A 20,056-nucleotide genomic window follows, 5' to 3' on the forward strand; every position below is an offset into this window, starting at 1 on the left:
ACATGAAACGTATCGACGCAATTATCGAATCCCTGAAGGATGAAAGCTACCAGCCCAAGCCTTCACGGCGGACATATATCCCTAAGAAAAACGGGAAAAAGCGTCCGCTAGGGATACCCTCGTTTGATGATAAATTGCTACAGGAAGTCATCCGCATGATACTGGAGGCCATTTACGAAGGCAGTTTTGAGCCATCTTCTCATGGATTCCGTCAGTGTAGGAGCTGTCACACAGCCCTGATTAGTGTGCAGAAGACCTTCACAGCAGTTAAATGGTTCATCGAAGGGGATATTCACAGCTTTTTTGACAGTATCGATCATGACATTTTAATTGATATATTGCGAGAACGAATTGCGGATGAACGATTTTTGCGGCTAATACGAAAGTTTCTGAACGCTGGATATATTGAAGACTGGACTTTCCACAAGACCTACTCCGGCACCCCGCAGGGCGGTATCATCAGCCCGATTCTGGCAAATATCTATCTGGATAAGCTGGATAAATACATGAAAGAGTATTGTAAGGCTTTCAATAAAGAAAAACGGCGGGACAGAAATCCGGTGTATCGGCAGAATGAAACACTTATGCTGAAAACCCGGAAGGAGCTTGCTATAGCAACTCATGAAGCAGAAAAAAAGAGAATTATTGAGCGAATCAGGCAACTGGAACGGGAGCGTATGACCCTTTCCCCAACCCTGGCGATTGCCACGGGGTACAAAAGGCTGTTTTATGTCCGGTATGCGGATGATTGGTTATGCGGTGTAATCGGCAGCAAAGAAGATTGCAAAACAATCAAAGAGGATATTAAGCAATTTCTTCATAAAAAACTGCGCCTGGAACTATCAGAAGAAAAAACACTCATCACCAACGCCAAGGATAAAGCCCATTTTCTAGGGTTTGATATCTATGTCCGTCATACGAATTTAGCAAAGCGGGACGCTCTTGGCAGGCTGGGCAGGAACTATACTAAGAAGGTGGTTTTGGCAATATCCAACGATACCATACGCCAAAAACTACTGGATTATGGCGTAGTCAAGATAATACACCATCAGGGGAAGGAAATCTGGAAGCCATGGCATCGCAACAAATTGAAAAACCATGACGACCTTGAAATTATCGAATCCTACAATGCCCAGATTCGCGGGTTTTACAATTATTATCGTATTGCCAATAACAGTTCAATTCTCAATAATTTCTACTATATCATGAAATATAGTATGCTCAAGACTTTTGCGGGCAAGTACAACACAACAAAGTCAAAAATCATTCAGCGGTATCGCGTTGGAAAGGACTTTGGCGTGACATACACAAATGCAAAAGGCAAAGAGATTACCCGGCTATTCTATAATCAAGGGTTTAAACGGAAAACAGATTGTTCATACAAAAAGTGCGACACTATAGTTCCTATGGCGTTATTTAATACCTCCACCAGTCTGATAGATCGATTACGAGCAAACAAATGCGAAGTTTGTGGGAAAGAAGACACAGAACTTCATGTTCACCATGTCAGGAAGATCAAGGACCTAAAGGACAAGGATTTCTGGGATTCATTCATGATTGCTCGACGTAGGAAAACGCTGGTGCTGTGTGAATCATGCCATTCAAAATTACACTGGGGAAAACTAGACTGATTTCATAAGTGGAGAGCCGGATACGCGGAGACGTGTAAGTCCGGTTCGGAGGCGAATGTTTGGAAACCTACCGAAGTGATTCGACAAGGCGCCGAGCATTTAGCCTACTGCTGAAAGCTCTCACCCTGTACGTCCTTAATGAACTTCCTCAGTCTGAGCGAAACCTTGGTTCGCTATACCAGATTTTAGCCTCCGGCGATTCGAAGTACATGGACCTGATATTCAGCCCGCTGCCTTTTGATCACCCGGCTAAAATGCCATACAACATATACGCCGAAACCTCAGCACAGGTAAGATCAGGGGTCATCATCGGACTGGGGACCAGATTACAGGTCTTTCAAAATACTTTAGTGAGATCACTCACTGAAGAATCAGACATCAGTTTGGAAGCTCCAGGTCACACCAGGACCGCGTATTTCTGCATCGTGTCTGATATGGATAGAACCTTTGATTTTCTGGCTTCCTTATTCTTTTCTTTCTTATTTATAAGCCTCACTCGTAGCGCGGATCGGAACGACGGCAGATTGCCGACCACCGTAAATTTTTTATTGGACGAATTCTGCAACATCGGACACATCCCGGACTTCACCAAAAAAATATCTACCATGCGCAGCAGAGGCATTGCTTGTTCAGTAATATTCCAATCGATAACTCAACTTCAAAGTCACTACCCTGATGGAGACTGGGAAACGATCATGGCCGACTGCGACTCCTGGCTAACGCTCGGAGTGAAAGACGTAACCAGCGCGAGATATATCTCCGAACACCTGGGCAAGGGCACGATCGAAGTTGAAGCCCAGACGCGCCGGGTGTTCGCAGTATTCGACTTCGGGAGCAAGCGCAAAGACTCAAAAGCCCGCTATCTTATGAACCCTGACGAACTCACTCATATGCCACCCCAGGATGCAATCCTGTCAGTGTCATGGGGACTAAACCCCATCAGAATAAAAAAACTAGACTTCTCAAAACACCCCATGACTAAATTGTTGCAGCCAGCTTCGGTGTCGGATTTTAAGCCCGACTGGGCGGAGGAATTCAAGAAAACCGGAGGCAAGAAGATCACTTACGCATCAGAAATAAAGACGGAAACCACCAAAGACGAAGCGCCCGGAATATATACGAAAGGCGGTGACTGTGATTCGTTTTGGAGCTAAAGCCAATCTTGGCAACGAACTAGAAACCTTGTTAGACACAGCCTGCCAACAATACTACCAGAGAAATCGGCTCGGTCAACACGGAAATACAATCGGCCCCTGCCGCCTCATATTCCTTCGCAATCTGCAAATATGGAAAATCTGGGGATATCAATCCTTTTGAAGGGGAGGCCTTCTTGCACGCACAGAGCCACTGGGGGTCACAGGGCCATGATACCAGACCTCTTTGCGGTAGGTCTTGTCACCCTTATAGCTTGCCCAGGGTCATCCGGGAAAACTGCTTAATATTTCGGGCTATAATTTTGTAAGCAGTGAACAAGTAAGTTTTTAGCATGCCACGTGTGTAAAGGTTATTCAGATCTTCTCCTCTTTTTAGAGCGGAGTTGGTTGCTTCGATTCCAGCACGATAACTGGTGTTTTCACGTCTGACCTCAATATCGTGTATTTGATCTCTAACCCGGTCAGCCTGGATGGTTTTTAAACTAACCCGTAATATCCGGTCTTTCTTCTGGGTCTTTACTGGACATATATCAAAATTCGGGCATCCTTGGCAATCCTCGTGTTTGAAGTGGCAACTGCTAGTCTTGGAACCGGGATTGAAATCGCTTCTAAATGGGCTCTTGCCCTGGGGGCAACTGATTATTTTCATATCATCATCAAACTTAAAACTGGTTGTGGAAAGTTTATCTGATGGAGCCTTACGTCCGGTCATATCTGTATAGTGTAGGTTAACCTCTAGCTCATCTGCCATTTCTATGACCTCTTGGCCGTAGTAACCTCCATCTAAGTAGATGTCCAATACATCCGTACTTTGTTTAATGATGGGTATGCGCTCCTTAGCCATCTCTACATCGCTGATGTTATTGGGTTGTACTGAAAAGTCGGTAATCACCTGAATCGGGTTTTCTTTGCTACTGGTTTCGCTCACGTTTAAAACGTATCCGCTATGGTTCTTACCCGCTTTGTTACGGAAGGTAGCGTCACTATCATAAGCTGATTGCAGGGAACCGCTTTCAATTTCACTACTGGGCTTGGCGAGCCATATTCCCTTAGATTCATCGAAGGCAGCCTGTTCGCCTAGAAAACGCTTAAGCAGAACCATTTCTCGTTTTGAAGCAAGGTTACGATCCTTATTTGCCAAGTTATCTACCTCTTGCATGAGGTTAAGGACTTTCTGGAACCTGCTTTCCAGTTCCTGATTTCTAGTTCTGTATAGTAAATCAGTTCTGAAGCTATCTCTTAACACTTGTTTGAGATTATCGGAAAGCATGTTAGAAGCAATGCCTCTTACCGCTTGAACCAATACATCCAGGGCTAACGAGAGTCTACCGGCTTTCTTGATATTGGGAGAAATCAAGGTAGAATCCATACGCTGGTCATCGGTTTTTATCCCGGCTTGTTCGATAAAATTCTTGGTTAGGATTTCAAACTGTTGGAAAATCACTTCATCTTGCTCGGGATACTCTAATATGTGCCTATAAACTCTTTCTCTGAATTCGTAAAGGGTACGTTCAGCCAGGTAAACCTCACCCAGGTTTCTTATACCTAGGGCATAATTGACCTGGAAGTTAAAGTAGAACTGCTCGATTAATTCTTGATCAGTATAACCAAACATGTTTTTGATAATCTCTAATGACATCAGTATATTAACTGGAACATTGGGTCTGCCGGTATCAAGACAATACATGGGGGCAAACAGATCTTCGTTGATTTTACAAAAAACATGTTCATAGAAAACTGGTGCCCAGGTTTTGTTTAGTAGTTTGGCTACACTTGGTCTCATGGACTGGTAATGGCTAAAAAGTTCATCTTGATAGTGACTATCGTTTTTACGGAACATACTGCAAAACCACCCTAAAGTTAGTTTATCTTTTATTTGCTTTAAATATCTAACTATTACTTCGATATTCACAGTGGTTTATCCTGCTGTTTTACAATATTTTTGGGGTTTTTGCAGTGGAATCAATAATAAATAGTAACGAAAAAATTGCCGCCGAGACGGGGTCATCGACAAAGGATGTCGACAGCCCCGTCTAAATGTTATTATGGTTTCAAGCCTCCCCACCGGCAGGCGTTTTCTTTGAGGTTGTTTCAGATTCTAAGGCTTTGATTTGAGGCGAGACCTCATCCTAATATGACTCTTACAGCCCAATGGAGGAAAGCGGGGCCCAAAAGAGAATATTCTATAATGAGGTGCCTAATCAGATGTCTATCAAGAGAAATCAACCCCAAATCGATATCAAGGTGATTTTTGCTAAAAAGCGCCGCGCCATAGCTATCAGGATTGAGGCTGCGGCTGCCCGGGGCCAGGTATACCTAGAGTCAGGCAGTACAGAAGCTTTAGCCGATTTCGCTGATCATGTCCTGGTAACCATTCGTGAAGGTGCCTTTGAATTGCTCCGATCGGTGCCAGAGCAGACCTTGTGGAGCAGTCAGTGGTCTGAAATACTGGACCGCTGCCACGGCTTCGTTGACGACCAGGGCGAGTATCTTTTCAAAAGATGCCTGGAGCTGTGGGGCAGTGATGCTCAGGCTGTACAAGTCTATATCGAAGATGCCTGTCACCGCATCAAAACTGATTTGAGCGGAGAAGTGGAGATCGCCCAACGTTTACACAGGCAGAGCCCCTGGGAGGTTAAAGTGCGCCCGGGCATCAAGATCCCCCCTCAGGAAACCATCAAGCTGCTGGTAATCAGCATTGCCGCATTGGCCTTGGGGTTTCTGCTGGGAAGACTTATATAGCAGTGTTTAGGGCTTAATAAATGCACTGGTATTTAAAGAAATGGTAGTTATCATCTGGCAATTAAGGTCTTAATAGCCGTGGTTGAAGCCTTCAGCCATCAAACCGAGTCCCATCACGGCGAACACCAGCATCCAGTTGGTGTTGAGGGGAAAAGGCTGCAGGATCACGAAACCGATGAGGAACAGTCCCAGGGCGATACGGATGCCTCGGTCTAAGGCATCGAGATTTTTATAGTCCATTTGCTACCCCTCCAGTTCGAATCTAGTTGTTAATTTGCCCTGGGGGCGGTTTAATAAATCCTCGGACGCTATGAATATAAAACCTTTTGGGGAAAAAAAGACCAGTGCGGGTCACTTAATCCAGGATGCGGAGAAAACTGGGATTGTTGTTAAACAGGCCGGTTCGCTTAAGCTGTTATGTTGATACATTTGGAGGAGGAAAGATATGCGCAGTCTGCTGCTGGCCATCAGTTTTTTAACTATTTTTCCGGTTTACGGCAATCGCATCGCTGATGATAGGGAATTTTCTAATTCGCTGTATTTCTATCCCCTGGTGGGCTTTATTATCGGCATGATCCTCCTGCTGGTGTTAAAAGGGGCGGAAATGCTGGGGCCAGGCCTGGCCACAGAGGCTTTGCTGCTGTTGGTCTGGGTGGCAGTCACCGGGGCTCTGCACTTGGACGGTCTAATGGATTCCGCCGATGGCTTGTTCTCCGGCAGAGAGCGGGAGCGCAAATTGGAGATCATGAAGGACAGCCGGGTGGGCGCCATGGGAGCGGTGGCGCTGGTAGTAGCTTTACTGCTCAAACTGGCTTTCCTGGATAATCTGTCCCCGGTGGATAAGGCCTGGGTGATCCTGGTGGCACCGGCCGCGGGGCGCTTTATGATGGTGTATGCGGTTTGCCGCTACCCATATGCCAGGCCTGCAGGAGGCCTGGGAGCGGCGTTCGGCGGTCAGGCGGGATGGCCTCAACTGACCGGGGCGGCTCTGCTGCTGGCTGCCGGCGCCTGGTTGGTTTTTGCCGGGACGGCTTTGCTTGCGGTCGCGATTGCGGTTGTTACTGGAATGACGATCGCCGCCTGGATAGCCCGGCAGTTAGGGGGCTTGACCGGCGACAGCTTCGGGGCTTTATGTGAATGCACCGAGACAGTATTCATAATGGCTGCGGTATTACTGCTTCATTAGAGCCTTATTTAAAGGAGTATCAACATGAGGTTAATTCTGATCAGACACGGGGAAACCGCGTGGAATGCCAGCCAGAGGTATCAAGGCCAGACTGATATACCGCTGAACGAGAGCGGGCGGGAGCAGGCCAGGCGGCTGGCGGACTATCTGGCAAAAAATGAAGCTCTGCAGGCAGTGTACTGCAGCGATCTGTCGCGGGCCATCGAGACCGCTCAGATTTTGGCCCGGGAAGCGGATATTGAGCCCATCCCGGATAAACGGCTGCGTGAATTCTGTTTCGGCCTTTGGGAAGGTCTAACTTTTAATGAGATCTGGGAGAGCTACCGTGAGGACTTCGAGAATTGGTTCAATAACTTCGAGGAATTCTGCGTGCCTGAAGGAGAGTCTTTCAGCGATTTGTCTGCGCGCAGCCTGGAGGCTATCGAAGAGATAAAGGCCAAACATTCCGACACCGTGGCAGTGGTCACCCACGGAGGGGTAATCAAGGCGGTGCTGTGCAACCTTAAACACAGCCCTGATCCCTGGCGGGATACCGTTCCCCCCGGATCAATTACCATTGTCGACTTTTTCCCTGAGCATACCGAGATCCGCTGCGTAGGCCTGACGGTTCAATAGAGAACCCGGCAGATCATCACTGCATGGGCCATATTTGCGCCCAACATCCGATATATCTCCTTTCAACTACATCCGCCAACTTACATAAAACTGGTAGACACGCATATAATAAAGCGGATATAAAAACATAAAAGGCACCCTTGAGTGCCGAGGACGGGTTGAGCATAGCATTGGCCTTGACATGAGCAATAAAACCTTTTCACATACAGCAGATATGAAAATATCGCCCGGGTCAAGTCATCCCGGTAATTTTGAGTATTGGGCTGACATATGTTGTAGAGGGGATGTCTGCCAGATGGCCAGGTTAACGACTCAACCCGCATGGGCAAGACGACTCGTGGTTCTCTAGCAACAAAGAGGAACAAGATTTCCTTTTTATTGCACTGTTTTTTTTCGTACACTTCACATATAATCAAATAAATAGAAAGCAGAAAAGTCGGCAGATAATGTCAAAACAGCCTGTGAAGGGAACGGAACAACCGTCGTAAACGTAGTTTTGGGGAATGCAGCAAGATGCGGAGGTGAGGCTGTGAGTAAGCGATGGGGTAAAGGCGATCCAGTGAACTTATCCGATTTATTAAAAATTACTCCGGTTGCCAATGAAATAATTCAATTAGCGGAAGAACTGGAAATAAGCGTAGCAGACATACTATGGATAGTGACGCAGATCATTGATAACGGTGATGAAATCGATGCCAAGGCGTATGCTAAGCTGTTCAATGAAGAAGATTTGAACATGGAAGAAGAATGGGAAGACATTGAAATTGATAACATAGAGTCAGATATGGAACAGGCCACTTACACCGTCGACGTTAAAATCAACAGTGCCGGCCGCTTCCCGGAAGTAGGCTTCAAAGCCGGAATCAATGAGCGTGAGGATATCAGTTACTTCTTCGACATGGTTCTGGATATGTTGGAGAAGTTGGAATAAACCGAATCCCAGGATATACTAAACTACAACCAGAGCCCGGGATCTCCCGGGCTCTTTGATGTGTTTATGAAGGCTAAAATACTGCTAAGCGAATCACCGAATTACGCGAGGCTTAATGGCTTTTTTGATTTCCTTATCAAGGATAAAATCGAGATGGTTATAAGCTCGACTTCTGGCTTTGCCACCAGTCTATGAGCTCTGCCAGGGGGGAATATCTGAGGATGGCGCTGGCCAGTTCGACGGTTCCCAATACTCCGCAAACGGTGGCCGGCCATCCGCTTACCAGACCGGTTCCGGAAGCAAAGAAAAAACAGATCGCCAGGATAAACCTGGCCATGGCCCCATCACGACTCAACATATCTAGACCACCTGACCTTTCTCTTATTATCCTCACCACCGTGCTGCCCGATTATGTGGGTACAATTTCCCAACAAAAGATTCAAGCCCGACTAGCCTTGAGATATACTGAATGGAACAGAGGAAAGCGAGGCTGAATAATATGACCGATTGGGCAGTACTGCTAGCTACAGGGGCTGGATTGATTATAGGCGGATTAGGGATGGCTATGGCCATGCGAGGGCACTTTGAGGCTCAAAAGGGCTTGTATGAGCAGAACAGTGAACTGGAACGGTCCATGTATCAGAGCCACATCGGCCATAAAGAACAGCAGTTGGTGGAGCTGCGCCAGCGGGAGGCCGTTTTAGAACAGAAATGCGCTGAATTGACCGGGGAACTGCAGAACGAGCAGCAAAAACGTTCAGCCGCCGAGGAACGCTGTTTGCGCATTGACGCTCTGGAAATCGCCCTGGAGAAGAAAGAAGGCCGGTTAAGTGAATTGCAGGTGGAGTTGAACCGTCTGCACAAAACCCAGGCAGGACTGGAGGAACGACTGCAGGAGAGTACAAAGAGGCTGGCCGAGGAGAAGCAATTGCTGGACCAGGCCAGGGAAAAGCTGACCGAGGCTTTTGCCTCCCTGTCGGCTGAGGCCTTGCGCAAGAACAATCGGTCATTTCTCGACCTGGCCGCCACTTCCTTGCAGCAATTCCAGGAAGGCGCCAAAAACGATCTGGAAATAAGGCATAAAGCCATTCAAACCCTGGTGGAGCCGGTTCTCAATTCTTTGAAAGAAGTTGATAATAAAATGCAGCAACTGGAGAAGGAGCGCACTGCTGCATATGCCGGACTGATGGCTGAGGTGGGCAATATGACCCGCACCCAGGCACAGCTGCAGCAGGAAACCGCCAATCTGGTGAAGGCTTTGCGCCGCCCCGAGGTCAGAGGCCGCTGGGGAGAGATGCAATTGCGCCGGGTGGTGGAGTTGGCGGGGATGATCAACCATTGTGATTTCGTGGAACAACTGAGCAGTTCAAGCCCGGATTCCCGCCTGCGTCCTGACCTGATTGTCATGCTTCCTGGGAACCGGCGCGTTGTGGTCGATTCTAAAACCCCCTTGCAGGCCTACCTGGATGCCATGGAGAGCGAAGATGATGATCTCAAAAGAGCCCGGCTGGCTGACCATGCCCGACAGCTCAGAACCCACATCAGCCAACTGGGAAACAAGAGCTACTGGGAGCAATTCCAGCCCACCCCAGAGTTCGCGGTTATGTTCATACCTGGGGAGGCCTTTTTTTCCGCCGCTTTGGAATACGACCCCAGCCTGATTGAGTACGGCTCACAGCAGCAAGTCATGCTGGCCACGCCAACCACTTTGATAGCCCTGCTCAGGGTAGTGGCTTTCGGCTGGAAGCAGGAGGCCATTGCTGATAATGCCCGGGAAATCAGTGCTCTGGGCCAGACCTTGTATGAACGTATTCGGGTCATGAGCAGGCATTTTGAAGAATTGCGCAAAGCCCTGGAACGAAGTGTTGAGGCCTACAATCAGACGGTAGGTTCTTTAGAGAGTCGGGTGCTGGTCACCGCACGGCGTTTTGCGGAATTGGGCATCTCTGCCTCAAAACCGCTCGCGAACACGGTGATGATAGATAAGCATCCCCGTGCCCTGCTGGGAATGGTAGATGATTCTCTGGCTCAGGCATCCAGCAGCACCGATCAGGAAGGTGGACCCGGGTAGATAATACGCGAAATTTTTCTAAAAACTTAACAGAAATCGCCATATTTTTTGTGGTGGAGGATACTATAATATATAATATGAGTTGAAGACAAAATACCCGGAGAGGAGGTGAGATGCAATTGGATAAAAAGCTTATAGATGAGATCCTGCGTTCGATTGGACTGGAGCACATCGAGGACGACAGAGATGACAGAGAATAAGAAGAAGCCATTTAAGAACCCTTAAATGGCTTCTTCATTTTTCTGCCAGCCCCTGCCCAAGGCTACTCCTCAGCCTGGCGCAGCAGTTCGGAAATGGTCACTATTTCGTAGCCCTGACTGTGGAGGTTATGGATGATGATCGGCAAGGCCTGGGCGGTTTGTTTGCAGGTATCGCTGGCATGCATCAGGATGATGTCGCCGGGATGAACGCGCTTGTTGATGCGCTCCACAATTACTGAGACTCCCGGGTTCATCCAGTCCAGTGAGTCGGTGCCCCATTGTATGGCCTTATAATCACACTCGCGAATGGCTTCCATGACATTGTCATTGTAATCGCCGTTGGGGGTGCGGATGAGGCGGGGGGCTTCACCAGTCACCTCCTGAATCGCCTGGTGAGCCTTCATGATTTCCTCCTTGACCTCGGTCTTGCTGAAAATGGTGAGATTGAGGTGCCGGTGCCCGTGGCTGGCTATCTCGTGGCCGTCGGCCTGAATGCGTTTTACAATTTCAGGATACTGAGTGGCCCAGGGGCCGGAGATGAAAAAGGTACATTCTACCTGTTCGGCTTGGAGTATATCCAGGACCTGAGGGGCGGTTTCAAAACCCCAACTGATATCAAAGGTCAAGGCAACGATTTTCTTGTCGGTTTTAACCTCCTGCAGCGGTTTTTGTTTCAGGAAGGCCTGTACATAAACCCCACTGGTTGCCAAAAGCAGCATCACCAGTACGGCGATCACTACCAACTTGGTCTGCGGATTCATTTCATAAAAACCAAAGAATCTGGGCAAAATCCTCACTCCCTTGCCTTTAATGAATTCTATGGCGAAAAAGGCGGCTTTATTCAGATTTTCCCCAGGCTGATCAACTCCTCTATGGTGACAAGACCTAACCTTCGCCGCGTTTCCGCCGTGCCTGCAGGGTAACCCCGGCAAAAAAATACCGGGGGATTATCCCCCGGCTGTAATGGCCGATCTGTGACGCAACTATTCATCCACCAACTGCAGGTCCCACTCTTCGGTGCCCCAGATGTTGCAGGCCAAAACCAAGGCCTCGACAGCGGATTTGGCAGAATACTCTGTGTCTATGCGGTTCTCATCGGGATCTACCCAAAATATGCGCCAGCAGTCACCCTGTTCTTCGGCCCACAATTCTGTCCTGCCTTCCATGCCTGCTGCTTTGATGGTACCGATCAATTCCTTAGCCATATTTGTCCCCTCCACTTGCTCTTTTTTCCATAGTTCCCTTTTTGACAGTAAAATCCTCTAAATATTTCTTCCAAAAGAATAGCAAGCTTTGTTGAACGATTTATTGAAGGTCGGCGATCGTGTCGCTTACGCCGGATTTGCATTGATTAAAACGGCTGAATCCGGTCATAAAAAATGTCATAGGTTGCTTTTCCAGGCGGAGTAATGGGGCCTTAGATACTCGTGCTTTTTAGAACAGTCTTGTCTGCGTCTCGGCTATTGAAAAGCAAACATAAAACACGGTTCCCTGCGAGCTGGTCTCCACCTCTATTCTGGCATTATGACGGGCGGCAATGCTGTAGCACACTGCCAGCCCAAGCCCGGGACCGTCATCTTTGGTGGTCAGAAAAGGAGTGCCCAGCCTGTCCAGAAGTGGCGCGGATATTCCCGGCCCTTCATCCTTGATAAATAGCACCACTTCATTATCCTGCAATGTGGTGCCAATAGTTAGCGTGCCCCCGGGCGACATGACCTCCAGGCCATTATAGGACATATTAAATACCAGCTGGCGAATCTCACTCTCATCTATTAGTACCTGTGGAGTATAGCCTAAGTCCAGACGGGTGTTCATTGCTCGTTGGACCGCGTCGGCTTTGATGAGAGGGTGCAGCGCTGTGATGACCTCGTGCAGGTAAGTCGGCTTTGGGTCGATGTTCTTGTCTTTGGCCATTCCCAGGAACTTGGTGATGATATCGTTGGCCCGGTCCAGTTCATCGATCATGAGGTTAAAATAGGCAAACTCGTCGGCGTATTCATATTTAGAGCCCAGCATCTGCAAGAAGCCCCGTACGGCTGTCAAGGGATTTCTGATTTCGTGGGCGATGCTGGCAGCTATTTCCCCGATCAGGTTGAGGCGGTCCATACGTGCCAGGTTGAATTCCATCAGCCGCATAGCGGTGATATCCTGGAAGGCGATCAGACGACATAATTGGTGGTTGAAGTCGATTAAATCCAGGGAAGCCAAGACTGTTAAAACCCTGCCCGTGACCGTGTGCAGCTGAGTTTCAACATTGTCGATTTTGCCTTTGTCAGCAAGTTCGGAAAGTGCTTCGGCAAACTTATCCTGGTTGGTCCAGATGCCAAGTTCCTGAGGGGTATGCCTGATCAGCTGATCGCGTCGGCACTCTAATTTATCAATAAAAGCCTGATTGGCCTCCAGGAATACTCTGCTGTCCATGCTCAAAATTGCCATCATGATCGGACTTTGGTTAAAAACCCGGAAAAAGCGTTCTTCTGCCCGAGGACGATCGATTTCCAACAGTTTTTCTGCAATCCAATGCAAGTTGTGGTCACTATCTTGCAAGGCATGAGTAACCAGAGCATGTTCGATTTTCAGCCACAGCCTTTGCGCCAGAGAACGCTGCAACTCGATTTGGTCATCACTCCACACCCGTGCACCGGTTTCACCGTACGAATGCTGGTTCTGGTCTGCCTTGTCTTTCATGCCTACCTCCACTCCACCGTACCACAGCATTGCAAAGATACACCAAGCCACCCTTAGACCATTCCAAACAGTAAACAAATTAGATGGGACGATGGCCATTAATGGGCAAAAGCCTTAGTGAAATGATAGTTTTTGCGAAAACTCAGGAAAAACAGGCTGTAGTGTTAGGAAAACACAACGTAATTGGTCATTATTAGCAATCTAACATAAGTATTAAGCTGAGCTGTGTCGAACTTTGCGTAGTTTATGAGCCAGGAGTGGAGATGTTTGCTGGCAGGATAACTCGCTTTTTGGGGAAATGTGGCAGTTAACCTCGGCGCTGCTAAAGCCGCCATATGGTTTTATGGTGATAATTGGGATTGTCGAAATAAGGCGTTTAAACAAAATTTGTTGATATATTTAGAAAAACTTTAGAAGAGACGGTGGCAGGAAAAATGTCATTTTATATGGAAAGGCTCGTGATATACCCCAGCTTTCGACGGCCGCCAGGCGTATTTATGTAGAGCATAATTATATGGAAGGATGTCATGATATGACAACAAATACTGAGTTTTGGCAGAGGGCGATAAAAACCTCTCTATGCTTACTGTTGTCCCTGGGACTGATCCTGAACCTGTGGTGCCTGCAATCTCTGGCTGCCAGCGCGGTAGTCACCGGCAGCGTGGTCAACGTGCGCTCCGGACCGGGCACCGGGTATACAGTGGCGGGAGTCCTCTATAATGGTACGCAGTTGGAGGTGACCGGTCATAATGGGTCCTGGGAAAAGGTCCGTTACGGTTCCCTGGAGGGCTGGGTACTGTCCTCACTAATAAAGGTCTCACCGCCTCAGACCCTGGTGGTGGGGGTCGGAGTCGCCAACCTGCGTTCCGGACCGGGCACCGGTTACGACATTGTCGGTGAGGCCACCAAAGATGAGGTGCTGACGCTGGTGTCCCAGGAAGGTGATTGGTATCTGGCCCAGACTGCTGCAGGGCTGGGGGTATATATCCGTAAGGATATGGTTGCCGGGCCAAAGGCAAGCATTGCGCTTAGTCAAAATGATGCTCCCGACACTGGCATTTTGGGGCCGCCGGTAAAAATGGTTTTAAATGGTCGGTCCCAATCGGGCCCCATCTCACCCATTGTGTATAACCATCGTGTGCTGGTACCCTTACGCGAGGTCTTCGATGAAGTCGGAGGCACAGTGGGTTGGAACAAGGCCGCTCAAACTGCTACGGTCAATTGGGGCAGCAAGAAGATAGTGCTGCCGGTCAATTCCTATGAACCAACCGTAAATGGGTCGGTGTGGGGCACTGATGTGCCTACTATGATAGTACAGAATAACACTATGGCCCCGCTGCGCTTTATTATTGAAGCCCTGGGTGGCACCGCTTGCTGGGATTCTAAGACTGCTACGGTGTATGTCTTCATCCCGCCTGCAGACGGATTGAAGGCAGTGGCATTGGTTGTCAACTCGCCGGGCGTCAATCTGCGCAACGGACCGGGTACTCAATATCAAGTGGTCGACCAGGCCATGCGAGGAGAACAAATGGCGGTTGTGGAACAGCAGGACGGCTGGTACAAAGTCACCCGACGAGGACAGACCGCCTGGGTGGCTGGCTGGGTAGTTGATGTGATCTGGGGGTATGCATCAAATAATATACAATGATTTTCCAGGTTTATTTCTTTAGTGGCATTTGGCAACAAAGTTCAATTCACTTTATCATCTATCCCATTACCGGAATACTATTGGTTTATTTGGAAAATGTATTGCCGTATGGGATATTTCTTCCTAATTTGTAAGCCCCGATATGCTACAATTATTGCTAGGTTATATATATTAGAAGACTGCGTGCATAGCCTCCTGCCTCCTGGCCTGGAGGTATGCCACGGTATGGTTTAAAGCCATGCTATGAATAGGGGGGGCATTACCCGCTATTGGCACCAAAGGTGGTGCATGGTAGAGGTATTGCGTGTATCGAGGTAAGCATGGAAGACAATAAGATACATAAATGGGAACAAGTCGAAGCCGAATTGTTGAAGGCCAACCGGCGTGAACGCCTGCTCAACGCTGTAACCTGTCGGCTATTGGCCAACGATGACCCTCAGAGCATAATAGACGACCTGTGTAAGGACACCATGGAATATCTGGAATGTGAGTTTTTTTTCAACTATCTACTGGACCGGGAAATGGATTGTCTGCATCTAAATGCCTGGGCCGGTATACCCCGGGAGGAAGCTGTTAAAATAGAATGGCTCGAATATGGGGCGACGACATGCGGGTGTACAGCCGGGAATGGTTCCCCCCTGGTATCAGAAAACATGACCACCATCCCAGATCTCGGGACTGACCTGATCGAGTCTTACGGTTTGCAGGCTTATGCCTGCCACCCGCTAATGATAGGCGAAGAGCTTTTGGGGACCATCTCCTTCGGCACCTGTTCGCGGCAGGTTTTCACCGAGGAAGAATCGGCCTTGATGAGAACAGTGGCTGATCACATCTCCATGGCTATGGGCCGCCTGCTGGTAAACCAGGAACTGAGAAAGAGTGAACAGCGGCTGGAATCGCTGGCGCAGGAACGCACCCGTGAGTTGGAGGAATCCAACCAGAACTTCACTAAAATTCTCGAGAGCATCACTGATGCTTTCTTCACTATTGACCGCGACTGGAAGGTTACTTATTGGAATGGGGCGGCCGAGCAGATGTTCAGCGTCACCCGTGAGCAGATTTTGGGCAATGTATTTTGGGAGGTTTTTCCTGAATCGGTGGGGTCGGAATTCTATTACGAATACCATCTGGCTATGCGCTACGACATCCCAGTGTCGTTCGTAGCCCATGGAGGTGACATCGATCTCTGGGTAGAAGCCCGGGTTTACCCCTCACCATCCGGTCTCACCATTTATCTGCACGATTTCACCGAGCGCAAACTGGCCGAAGATGAACTGCGCAATTCTGAGGAGCGCTTTTATACTATCTTTAACAACAATCCTGATGCCATAGCTATAGTGCGCATGAAAGATAACCGCTATGTGGATGTGAACCAGAGGTTCCTTAACCTGACCGGTTATAGCCGGAATGAGGTTTTGGAGCATACCCCTGAGGAATTGGGCCTGTGGTCCCTGGATAGGGCAGAGCTGGATTCTTGTCTGGGATATTTGGAATCAAGAGGTGAGGTTCACAATTGCGAACTCCGAATAAGAACTAAGACAGGGAAAATCGCCAGTGTTTCCTTGTCAATGGTCATGATAAACCTGAATGGGGAATTGTGCAGAATAGCTATTATCAGAGATTTGACCAGGGAAAAGATGATGGAGGCGGAGATTACCAGGCTGGATCGTTTGAACCTGGTGGGGCAAATGGCTGCCAGCATCGGTCATGAAATAAGGAACCCCATGACAGCAGTGCGAGGGTTTCTGCAAATGCTGTGTGAAAAGGACGAATACCAAGAGGAGCGGGCCATCTTCGACCTTATGATAGAAGAACTGGACCGTGCCAACTCCATCATTAGCGAATACCTGGGTATGGCCAAAGACAAAAAAATCAATTTACAGCTTAAGCAGTTGGACGACATCGTACAATCGCTGGAGCCTATCCTCCGTTCTTCGGCCCTGAAAAAGGATATGAACCTTAAGCTCGATTTGGCCGAGCCATCAACGTGCCTGATTGATGAGAACGAGATCCGCCAATTGGTCCTGAACATGGCCCACAACGCTTTCGAAGCGATGCAAAGCGGCGGCTTACTGACCATAGGTACCTTAGAGGAAAATGATCAAGTGGTCCTCTATATTAAAGACCAGGGTTCGGGCCTTGATGCAGAGATCATGGAAAGATTAGGCACTCCCTTCGTTACTACCAAGGAAGAAGGCACCGGACTGGGGTTGGCGGTCTGCTATAGCATTGCTGCCCGGCAGAATGCTAAAATCGATGTGGAGACCGGACCTGCCGGGACTACCTTCCTGGTCAGATTTCCTATAGCCACGAGGTCGGGCGTCGGGACATAATCCCACTATCAATTGCCGCGTTTCGGTTCGCGACCGGGGTGCGTCTCATGGTGGTATACTGGCAGCAACGGAAAACCAGCACAAAAGGCCGGGGACTATAAACCCCGGTATTGCTATGCGCCTGTGAAAGCAAATGTATTGGAGCACCAAGCTTAGGTGGTTGTTATAGCGTAACTATAATTATTCTTCTCTGGCAAGGGTAAAGCTATATTAATATTATGTGGGGTGGTAATGATTATGAATGTTTGCAGGGAATGTTCCCAAGAACATAATGATAGCCTTCAGCTTGGACAAGGTGGGTGTATTTGCCCTGATTGCTTGAAGGCCAAAGAAAATAGACTTGTCAGCAGCAAATCGGGACTATCCAAAGAAGAATCGTCGAAACCGCCATCAAACGTATGGGATACTACTGCTATAATAATTGCCGGATTTATCGCCGCAGTGGGTGTATATTTGATCTTTCGTTTCAACAATACAGCTCATACCATATGGATTATCATTATAGGTTATCTAGCCAGCCGCGGGGTGCAAAATGTGATGAAAAGTAAATCACAAAAGCATAACGAAATGTTTTACCGTGAAAAGGAGAGTAGAATAGCGGAACTCCAAAAGAATATCGATAGCCTTGAAGGGGAGTTGAGTTCAATTTACGAGGAGGCAGTGAAACACAGAGAACAGGGACGCTGCCAGCATTGTGGACGGATAGAGCGCCCCAGCATGGCCCCATTCCAGGTATACAATTTTTCAGATGCTGAAACGGAAGGCAGCTATGATTTTTCCCACTTGATGCTTCTATGCGAAAACTGTCGCTCCAAAATCGATGAATCCGGGAATGAATTGAGCAAGAAAGAGAGAAGGAAAAAAAAGTGAAACAAACCTGAATGGTAATACTTGGGGAAACCTGACCGAAGTATCCAAAACCCTGTAGATCGGAGCTAAAAAATAGATGGGGTGCTCCCGGAGAACTCAAAACCGGGAGTTTTCTTATTTTGAACGGTCATATGTCCCCTCTCAGACTGCGACAATAACAATGAAGCCGCAAAAGCTGATATATCGGGATTCTAATTTTGTAATCATCCATTCGTTATTCGGTTTAAAATAAAACAAACCCCTATATATCGGGGTTTGCAAATGTCTTTTATGGTGGGCCGTATAAGATTCGAACTTATGGCTTCTTCCGCGTCAAGGAAGCACTCTCCCACTGAGTTAACGGCCCGTGTGCTTATAAATTATATAACGATTGGCAGCGAAAATCAACAGCTTAGCGGATGAGTTGTTAAAGGTTTAAATTTGAAGGAGGATCTCCAATGATCGTCCTGAAATGAGAAAACATGGGAACATCCGTCCTTAGGCCTCTAAAGGTGATTAGTCTTTTCACAGCCGGATATTCTGCTATAATAACTTTAATTGTACATATTTTGGGAGGTGAAGAAATGAAATCTAGTTATGAGAAACCTTTATTAATGATTTACGATGACCTTCAGGCGATTACCGCCGGTAGCATAAGCATTGGGCTCAGCTAATTAGAAGGCAAAGACAAAAGGGACGGTTCAGGGACAAAGGGACCAGGGACAAAGGGACGGTTCTGTTGTCCCAATTATTGGGACAACAGAACCGTCCCTTTGTCCCTGCAGAACCGTCCCTTTGTCCCTGTTTGGTTAGCAGGGTACTGTTCCCCCGCATTCATTGATTAAATAAAATCCCCCTCTTTATGCACCTATATCCATCATTTACACTATGAAACATCGGACTTGCTACTGAATAATGGTTTTTTGGCAAACATATAATTAGACTAACTTTTATGCAGGAGGCCATTTATGGTTTACGAATTACAGGTAATCACCATGCGGACGCCAAACCGCCTGGGGGATTTGATCAATGAGCGGCTAGAGTGGATAAAACAGCGGGGGTATGAAGTGGAGATCGTATCAGAACCCCTGGACGAGGAAATGGACAGTCTGCTTTTTAAACTGCACGTGACTGATCGGCCTGAGAGCGTATTCCAAAGTGATGATATTGTTTACATTTGCAGGCATCAACTGGCCGAGGCTATAGCCGAACATATAGTAAACGGCTGGGAATCTCGCCTGTTGTGGCGCGAGATCCAGCGTGTCTGCCGGTCCATGTCACCGCAGGATAAACAGCGATTGCTGGCCAAAGCAGAGGAATTTATCAAATGCTGCCATTCCAGTGAGAGCCTCAATATGCTTATGAATTTTGGCCGCAAGAGCCGCATCGCCAGCCGCGTCTTGGGCTACATTGAGGAAGCCCGGCAACTGGTGGTGGAAGGCTTTATCACCTTCTGGATGCAGGATTACATGACTGAGATCAAGTTTGCTGTGGAGGTGGCCATAGAAGAACTGCGCAATGAAAAGGAATACAATGATTTCGTCAATTTGTTGCGTTATTTCGTAGAGACCCAACCTGCCAAGGTTCAGGAGGTAAACCTGCTTATGAGCAGCAACGGGGTGTTCTATCTGTGGGACAGTGCCGGCACCAAAATCGACGAAAGCTATATGGACTACTATCTGGATGATATGCTTATGGAAGAAATTGACTTGGATGATGTCCTGGTCAGTATACTGGTGACCATCGCCCCCAGGCGCATAATAATACATGAGAGTGATGGCCTTGTCCTCAAAGAATCGGTCACCATGATTCGCAATGTATTTCAGGAACGCATCGTGACCTGTCCTGGCTGTGAGCGCTGCAAACAACTGGCTGGCCACGAGGCCGGGCTGCGCCGTCCCTGACTGTAACCCGCCTGTACTGTCTGCCTTTCCCCAAATCCCTCTTTATTGCGACTGCCTGTGAAATCTGCTATATTTGTTTAAAACAGTTAGGTGGCCTATGAGTC

Annotated in this window: 17 protein-coding genes, 1 tRNA gene and 1 pseudogene; 11 read left to right on the forward strand and 8 right to left on the reverse strand. The window is 48.1% G+C overall.

Annotated features, from left to right (window positions below; all coding sequences use genetic code 11):
- Positions 1-2 precede the first annotated feature (2 nt).
- Positions 3-1,631 carry a reverse transcriptase/maturase family protein gene (locus AC15IQ_RS14625; protein ID WP_483180126.1) on the forward strand — a complete coding sequence of 543 codons (1,629 nt, stop codon included), beginning with the start codon at positions 3-5 and terminating at the stop codon, positions 1,629-1,631.
- Positions 1,632-1,690: 59 nt separating this feature from the next.
- The gene (locus tag AC15IQ_RS14630; RefSeq protein WP_483180128.1) at positions 1,691-2,785 is read left to right on the forward strand and encodes a VirD4-like conjugal transfer protein, CD1115 family; all 1,095 of its coding nucleotides are present in this window, start codon (positions 1,691-1,693) and stop codon (positions 2,783-2,785) included.
- A 67-nt stretch (positions 2,786-2,852) separates the two neighbouring features.
- Here the strand turns inward: AC15IQ_RS14630 and AC15IQ_RS14635 are convergent.
- Together AC15IQ_RS14635 and AC15IQ_RS14640 are read right to left on the reverse strand one after the other, a co-directional pair.
- Positions 2,853-2,975: pseudogene (locus AC15IQ_RS14635) on the reverse strand (indole-3-glycerol phosphate synthase TrpC); the annotation flags it as partial.
- A gap of 57 nt (positions 2,976-3,032) precedes the next feature.
- Positions 3,033-4,625, reverse strand: a complete 1,593-nt coding sequence (locus AC15IQ_RS14640) for a transposase (protein ID WP_483180129.1) — start codon at positions 4,623-4,625, stop codon at positions 3,033-3,035.
- A 311-nt stretch (positions 4,626-4,936) separates the two neighbouring features.
- Between AC15IQ_RS14640 and AC15IQ_RS14645 the strand changes: the two genes are divergently transcribed.
- Entirely contained in the window at positions 4,937-5,527 is a 591-nt protein-coding gene (locus AC15IQ_RS14645; RefSeq protein WP_483180132.1) for a hypothetical protein, read from the forward strand.
- 69 nt (positions 5,528-5,596) lie between these two features.
- Here the strand turns inward: AC15IQ_RS14645 and AC15IQ_RS14650 are convergent, their stop codons facing one another.
- On the reverse strand, positions 5,597-5,767 hold the full coding sequence (locus tag AC15IQ_RS14650; protein ID WP_483180134.1) for a YgaP family membrane protein: 171 nt from the start codon (positions 5,765-5,767) through the stop codon (positions 5,597-5,599).
- 205 nt (positions 5,768-5,972) lie between these two features.
- On the opposite strand from AC15IQ_RS14650, the gene cobS reads away from it, so the two are divergent.
- The 3 genes from cobS to AC15IQ_RS14665 all read left to right on the forward strand — a co-directional run bounded on the left by cobS (position 5,973) and on the right by AC15IQ_RS14665 (position 8,259).
- A complete protein-coding gene (gene cobS / locus AC15IQ_RS14655; RefSeq protein WP_483180136.1) occupies positions 5,973-6,713 on the forward strand; it encodes an adenosylcobinamide-GDP ribazoletransferase in 741 nt (246 codons plus the stop codon).
- Positions 6,714-6,737: 24 nt separating this feature from the next.
- Complete coding sequence (gene cobC / locus AC15IQ_RS14660) at positions 6,738-7,328, forward strand: alpha-ribazole phosphatase (protein ID WP_483180138.1); 591 nt, start codon at positions 6,738-6,740, stop codon at positions 7,326-7,328.
- Between the two features lie 529 nt (positions 7,329-7,857).
- Positions 7,858-8,259 carry a hypothetical protein gene (locus tag AC15IQ_RS14665; protein WP_483180140.1) on the forward strand — a complete coding sequence of 134 codons (402 nt, stop codon included), beginning with the start codon at positions 7,858-7,860 and terminating at the stop codon, positions 8,257-8,259.
- 157 nt (positions 8,260-8,416) lie between these two features.
- On the opposite strand, the gene AC15IQ_RS14670 is transcribed toward AC15IQ_RS14665, so the two are convergent.
- Positions 8,417-8,617 carry a YgaP-like transmembrane domain gene (locus AC15IQ_RS14670; RefSeq protein ID WP_483180142.1) on the reverse strand — a complete coding sequence of 67 codons (201 nt, stop codon included), beginning with the start codon at positions 8,615-8,617 and terminating at the stop codon, positions 8,417-8,419.
- Positions 8,618-8,728: 111 nt separating this feature from the next.
- On the opposite strand from AC15IQ_RS14670, the gene AC15IQ_RS14675 reads away from it, so the two are divergent.
- Positions 8,729-10,330: a DNA recombination protein RmuC gene (locus AC15IQ_RS14675; RefSeq protein WP_483180144.1), complete on the forward strand. Its 1,602-nt coding sequence runs from the start codon at positions 8,729-8,731 to the stop codon at positions 10,328-10,330.
- A 262-nt stretch (positions 10,331-10,592) separates the two neighbouring features.
- On the opposite strand, the gene pdaB is transcribed toward AC15IQ_RS14675, so the two are convergent.
- From pdaB to AC15IQ_RS14690, 3 genes are all read right to left on the reverse strand, one after another.
- The gene (gene pdaB / locus AC15IQ_RS14680; RefSeq protein WP_483180199.1) at positions 10,593-11,327 is read right to left on the reverse strand and encodes a polysaccharide deacetylase family sporulation protein PdaB; all 735 of its coding nucleotides are present in this window, start codon (positions 11,325-11,327) and stop codon (positions 10,593-10,595) included.
- Positions 11,328-11,513: 186 nt separating this feature from the next.
- Positions 11,514-11,735 carry a hypothetical protein gene (locus AC15IQ_RS14685; RefSeq protein ID WP_483180146.1) on the reverse strand — a complete coding sequence of 74 codons (222 nt, stop codon included), beginning with the start codon at positions 11,733-11,735 and terminating at the stop codon, positions 11,514-11,516.
- A gap of 229 nt (positions 11,736-11,964) precedes the next feature.
- Complete coding sequence (locus AC15IQ_RS14690; RefSeq protein WP_483180148.1) at positions 11,965-13,218, reverse strand: ATP-binding protein; 1,254 nt, start codon at positions 13,216-13,218, stop codon at positions 11,965-11,967.
- A gap of 532 nt (positions 13,219-13,750) precedes the next feature.
- On the opposite strand from AC15IQ_RS14690, the gene AC15IQ_RS14695 reads away from it, so the two are divergent.
- The 3 genes from AC15IQ_RS14695 to AC15IQ_RS14705 all read left to right on the forward strand — a co-directional run bounded on the left by AC15IQ_RS14695 (position 13,751) and on the right by AC15IQ_RS14705 (position 18,069).
- Positions 13,751-14,866, forward strand: coding sequence for an SH3 domain-containing protein (locus tag AC15IQ_RS14695; protein ID WP_483180150.1), 1,116 nt, complete (start codon positions 13,751-13,753; stop codon positions 14,864-14,866).
- 320 nt (positions 14,867-15,186) lie between these two features.
- Positions 15,187-17,199, forward strand: coding sequence for a PAS domain S-box protein (locus AC15IQ_RS14700; protein WP_483180152.1), 2,013 nt, complete (start codon positions 15,187-15,189; stop codon positions 17,197-17,199).
- Between the two features lie 318 nt (positions 17,200-17,517).
- Positions 17,518-18,069 (forward strand): hypothetical protein, encoded by a 552-nt coding sequence (locus AC15IQ_RS14705; protein WP_483180154.1) that lies wholly within the window; start codon positions 17,518-17,520, stop codon positions 18,067-18,069.
- Between the two features lie 271 nt (positions 18,070-18,340).
- On the opposite strand, the gene AC15IQ_RS14710 is transcribed toward AC15IQ_RS14705, so the two are convergent.
- A tRNA-Val gene (locus tag AC15IQ_RS14710) sits at positions 18,341-18,415 on the reverse strand.
- 601 nt (positions 18,416-19,016) lie between these two features.
- Here AC15IQ_RS14710 and ytxC point away from each other — a divergent pair.
- Positions 19,017-19,952, forward strand: a complete 936-nt coding sequence (gene ytxC / locus AC15IQ_RS14715; protein ID WP_483180156.1) for a sporulation protein YtxC — start codon at positions 19,017-19,019, stop codon at positions 19,950-19,952.
- Positions 19,953-20,056 lie beyond the last annotated feature (104 nt).

The organism is Syntrophomonas sp. DTU019, from assembly GCA_913757435.1.
Classification (GTDB): domain Bacteria; phylum Bacillota; class Syntrophomonadia; order Syntrophomonadales; family Syntrophomonadaceae; genus DTU019.

What these genes read in the sequence shown, in the direction of transcription:
- AC15IQ_RS14640 (WP_483180129.1), bottom strand. Translation starts at nt 4,625, where the DNA reads ATGTTCCGTAAAAACGATAGTCACTATCAAGATGAACTTTTTAGCCAT.
- AC15IQ_RS14625 (WP_483180126.1), top strand. Translation starts at nt 3, where the DNA reads ATGAAACGTATCGACGCAATTATCGAATCCCTGAAGGATGAAAGCTAC.
- AC15IQ_RS14685 (WP_483180146.1), bottom strand. Translation starts at nt 11,735, where the DNA reads ATGGCTAAGGAATTGATCGGTACCATCAAAGCAGCAGGCATGGAAGGC.
- AC15IQ_RS14645 (WP_483180132.1), top strand. Translation starts at nt 4,937, where the DNA reads ATGGAGGAAAGCGGGGCCCAAAAGAGAATATTCTATAATGAGGTGCCT.
- cobS (WP_483180136.1), top strand. Translation starts at nt 5,973, where the DNA reads ATGCGCAGTCTGCTGCTGGCCATCAGTTTTTTAACTATTTTTCCGGTT.
- AC15IQ_RS14695 (WP_483180150.1), top strand. Translation starts at nt 13,751, where the DNA reads ATGACAACAAATACTGAGTTTTGGCAGAGGGCGATAAAAACCTCTCTA.
- cobC (WP_483180138.1), top strand. Translation starts at nt 6,738, where the DNA reads ATGAGGTTAATTCTGATCAGACACGGGGAAACCGCGTGGAATGCCAGC.
- AC15IQ_RS14670 (WP_483180142.1), bottom strand. Translation starts at nt 8,617, where the DNA reads ATGTTGAGTCGTGATGGGGCCATGGCCAGGTTTATCCTGGCGATCTGT.
- AC15IQ_RS14690 (WP_483180148.1), bottom strand. Translation starts at nt 13,218, where the DNA reads ATGAAAGACAAGGCAGACCAGAACCAGCATTCGTACGGTGAAACCGGT.
- ytxC (WP_483180156.1), top strand. Translation starts at nt 19,017, where the DNA reads ATGGTTTACGAATTACAGGTAATCACCATGCGGACGCCAAACCGCCTG.
- AC15IQ_RS14650 (WP_483180134.1), bottom strand. Translation starts at nt 5,767, where the DNA reads ATGGACTATAAAAATCTCGATGCCTTAGACCGAGGCATCCGTATCGCC.
- AC15IQ_RS14700 (WP_483180152.1), top strand. Translation starts at nt 15,187, where the DNA reads ATGGAAGACAATAAGATACATAAATGGGAACAAGTCGAAGCCGAATTG.
- AC15IQ_RS14675 (WP_483180144.1), top strand. Translation starts at nt 8,729, where the DNA reads ATGGAACAGAGGAAAGCGAGGCTGAATAATATGACCGATTGGGCAGTA.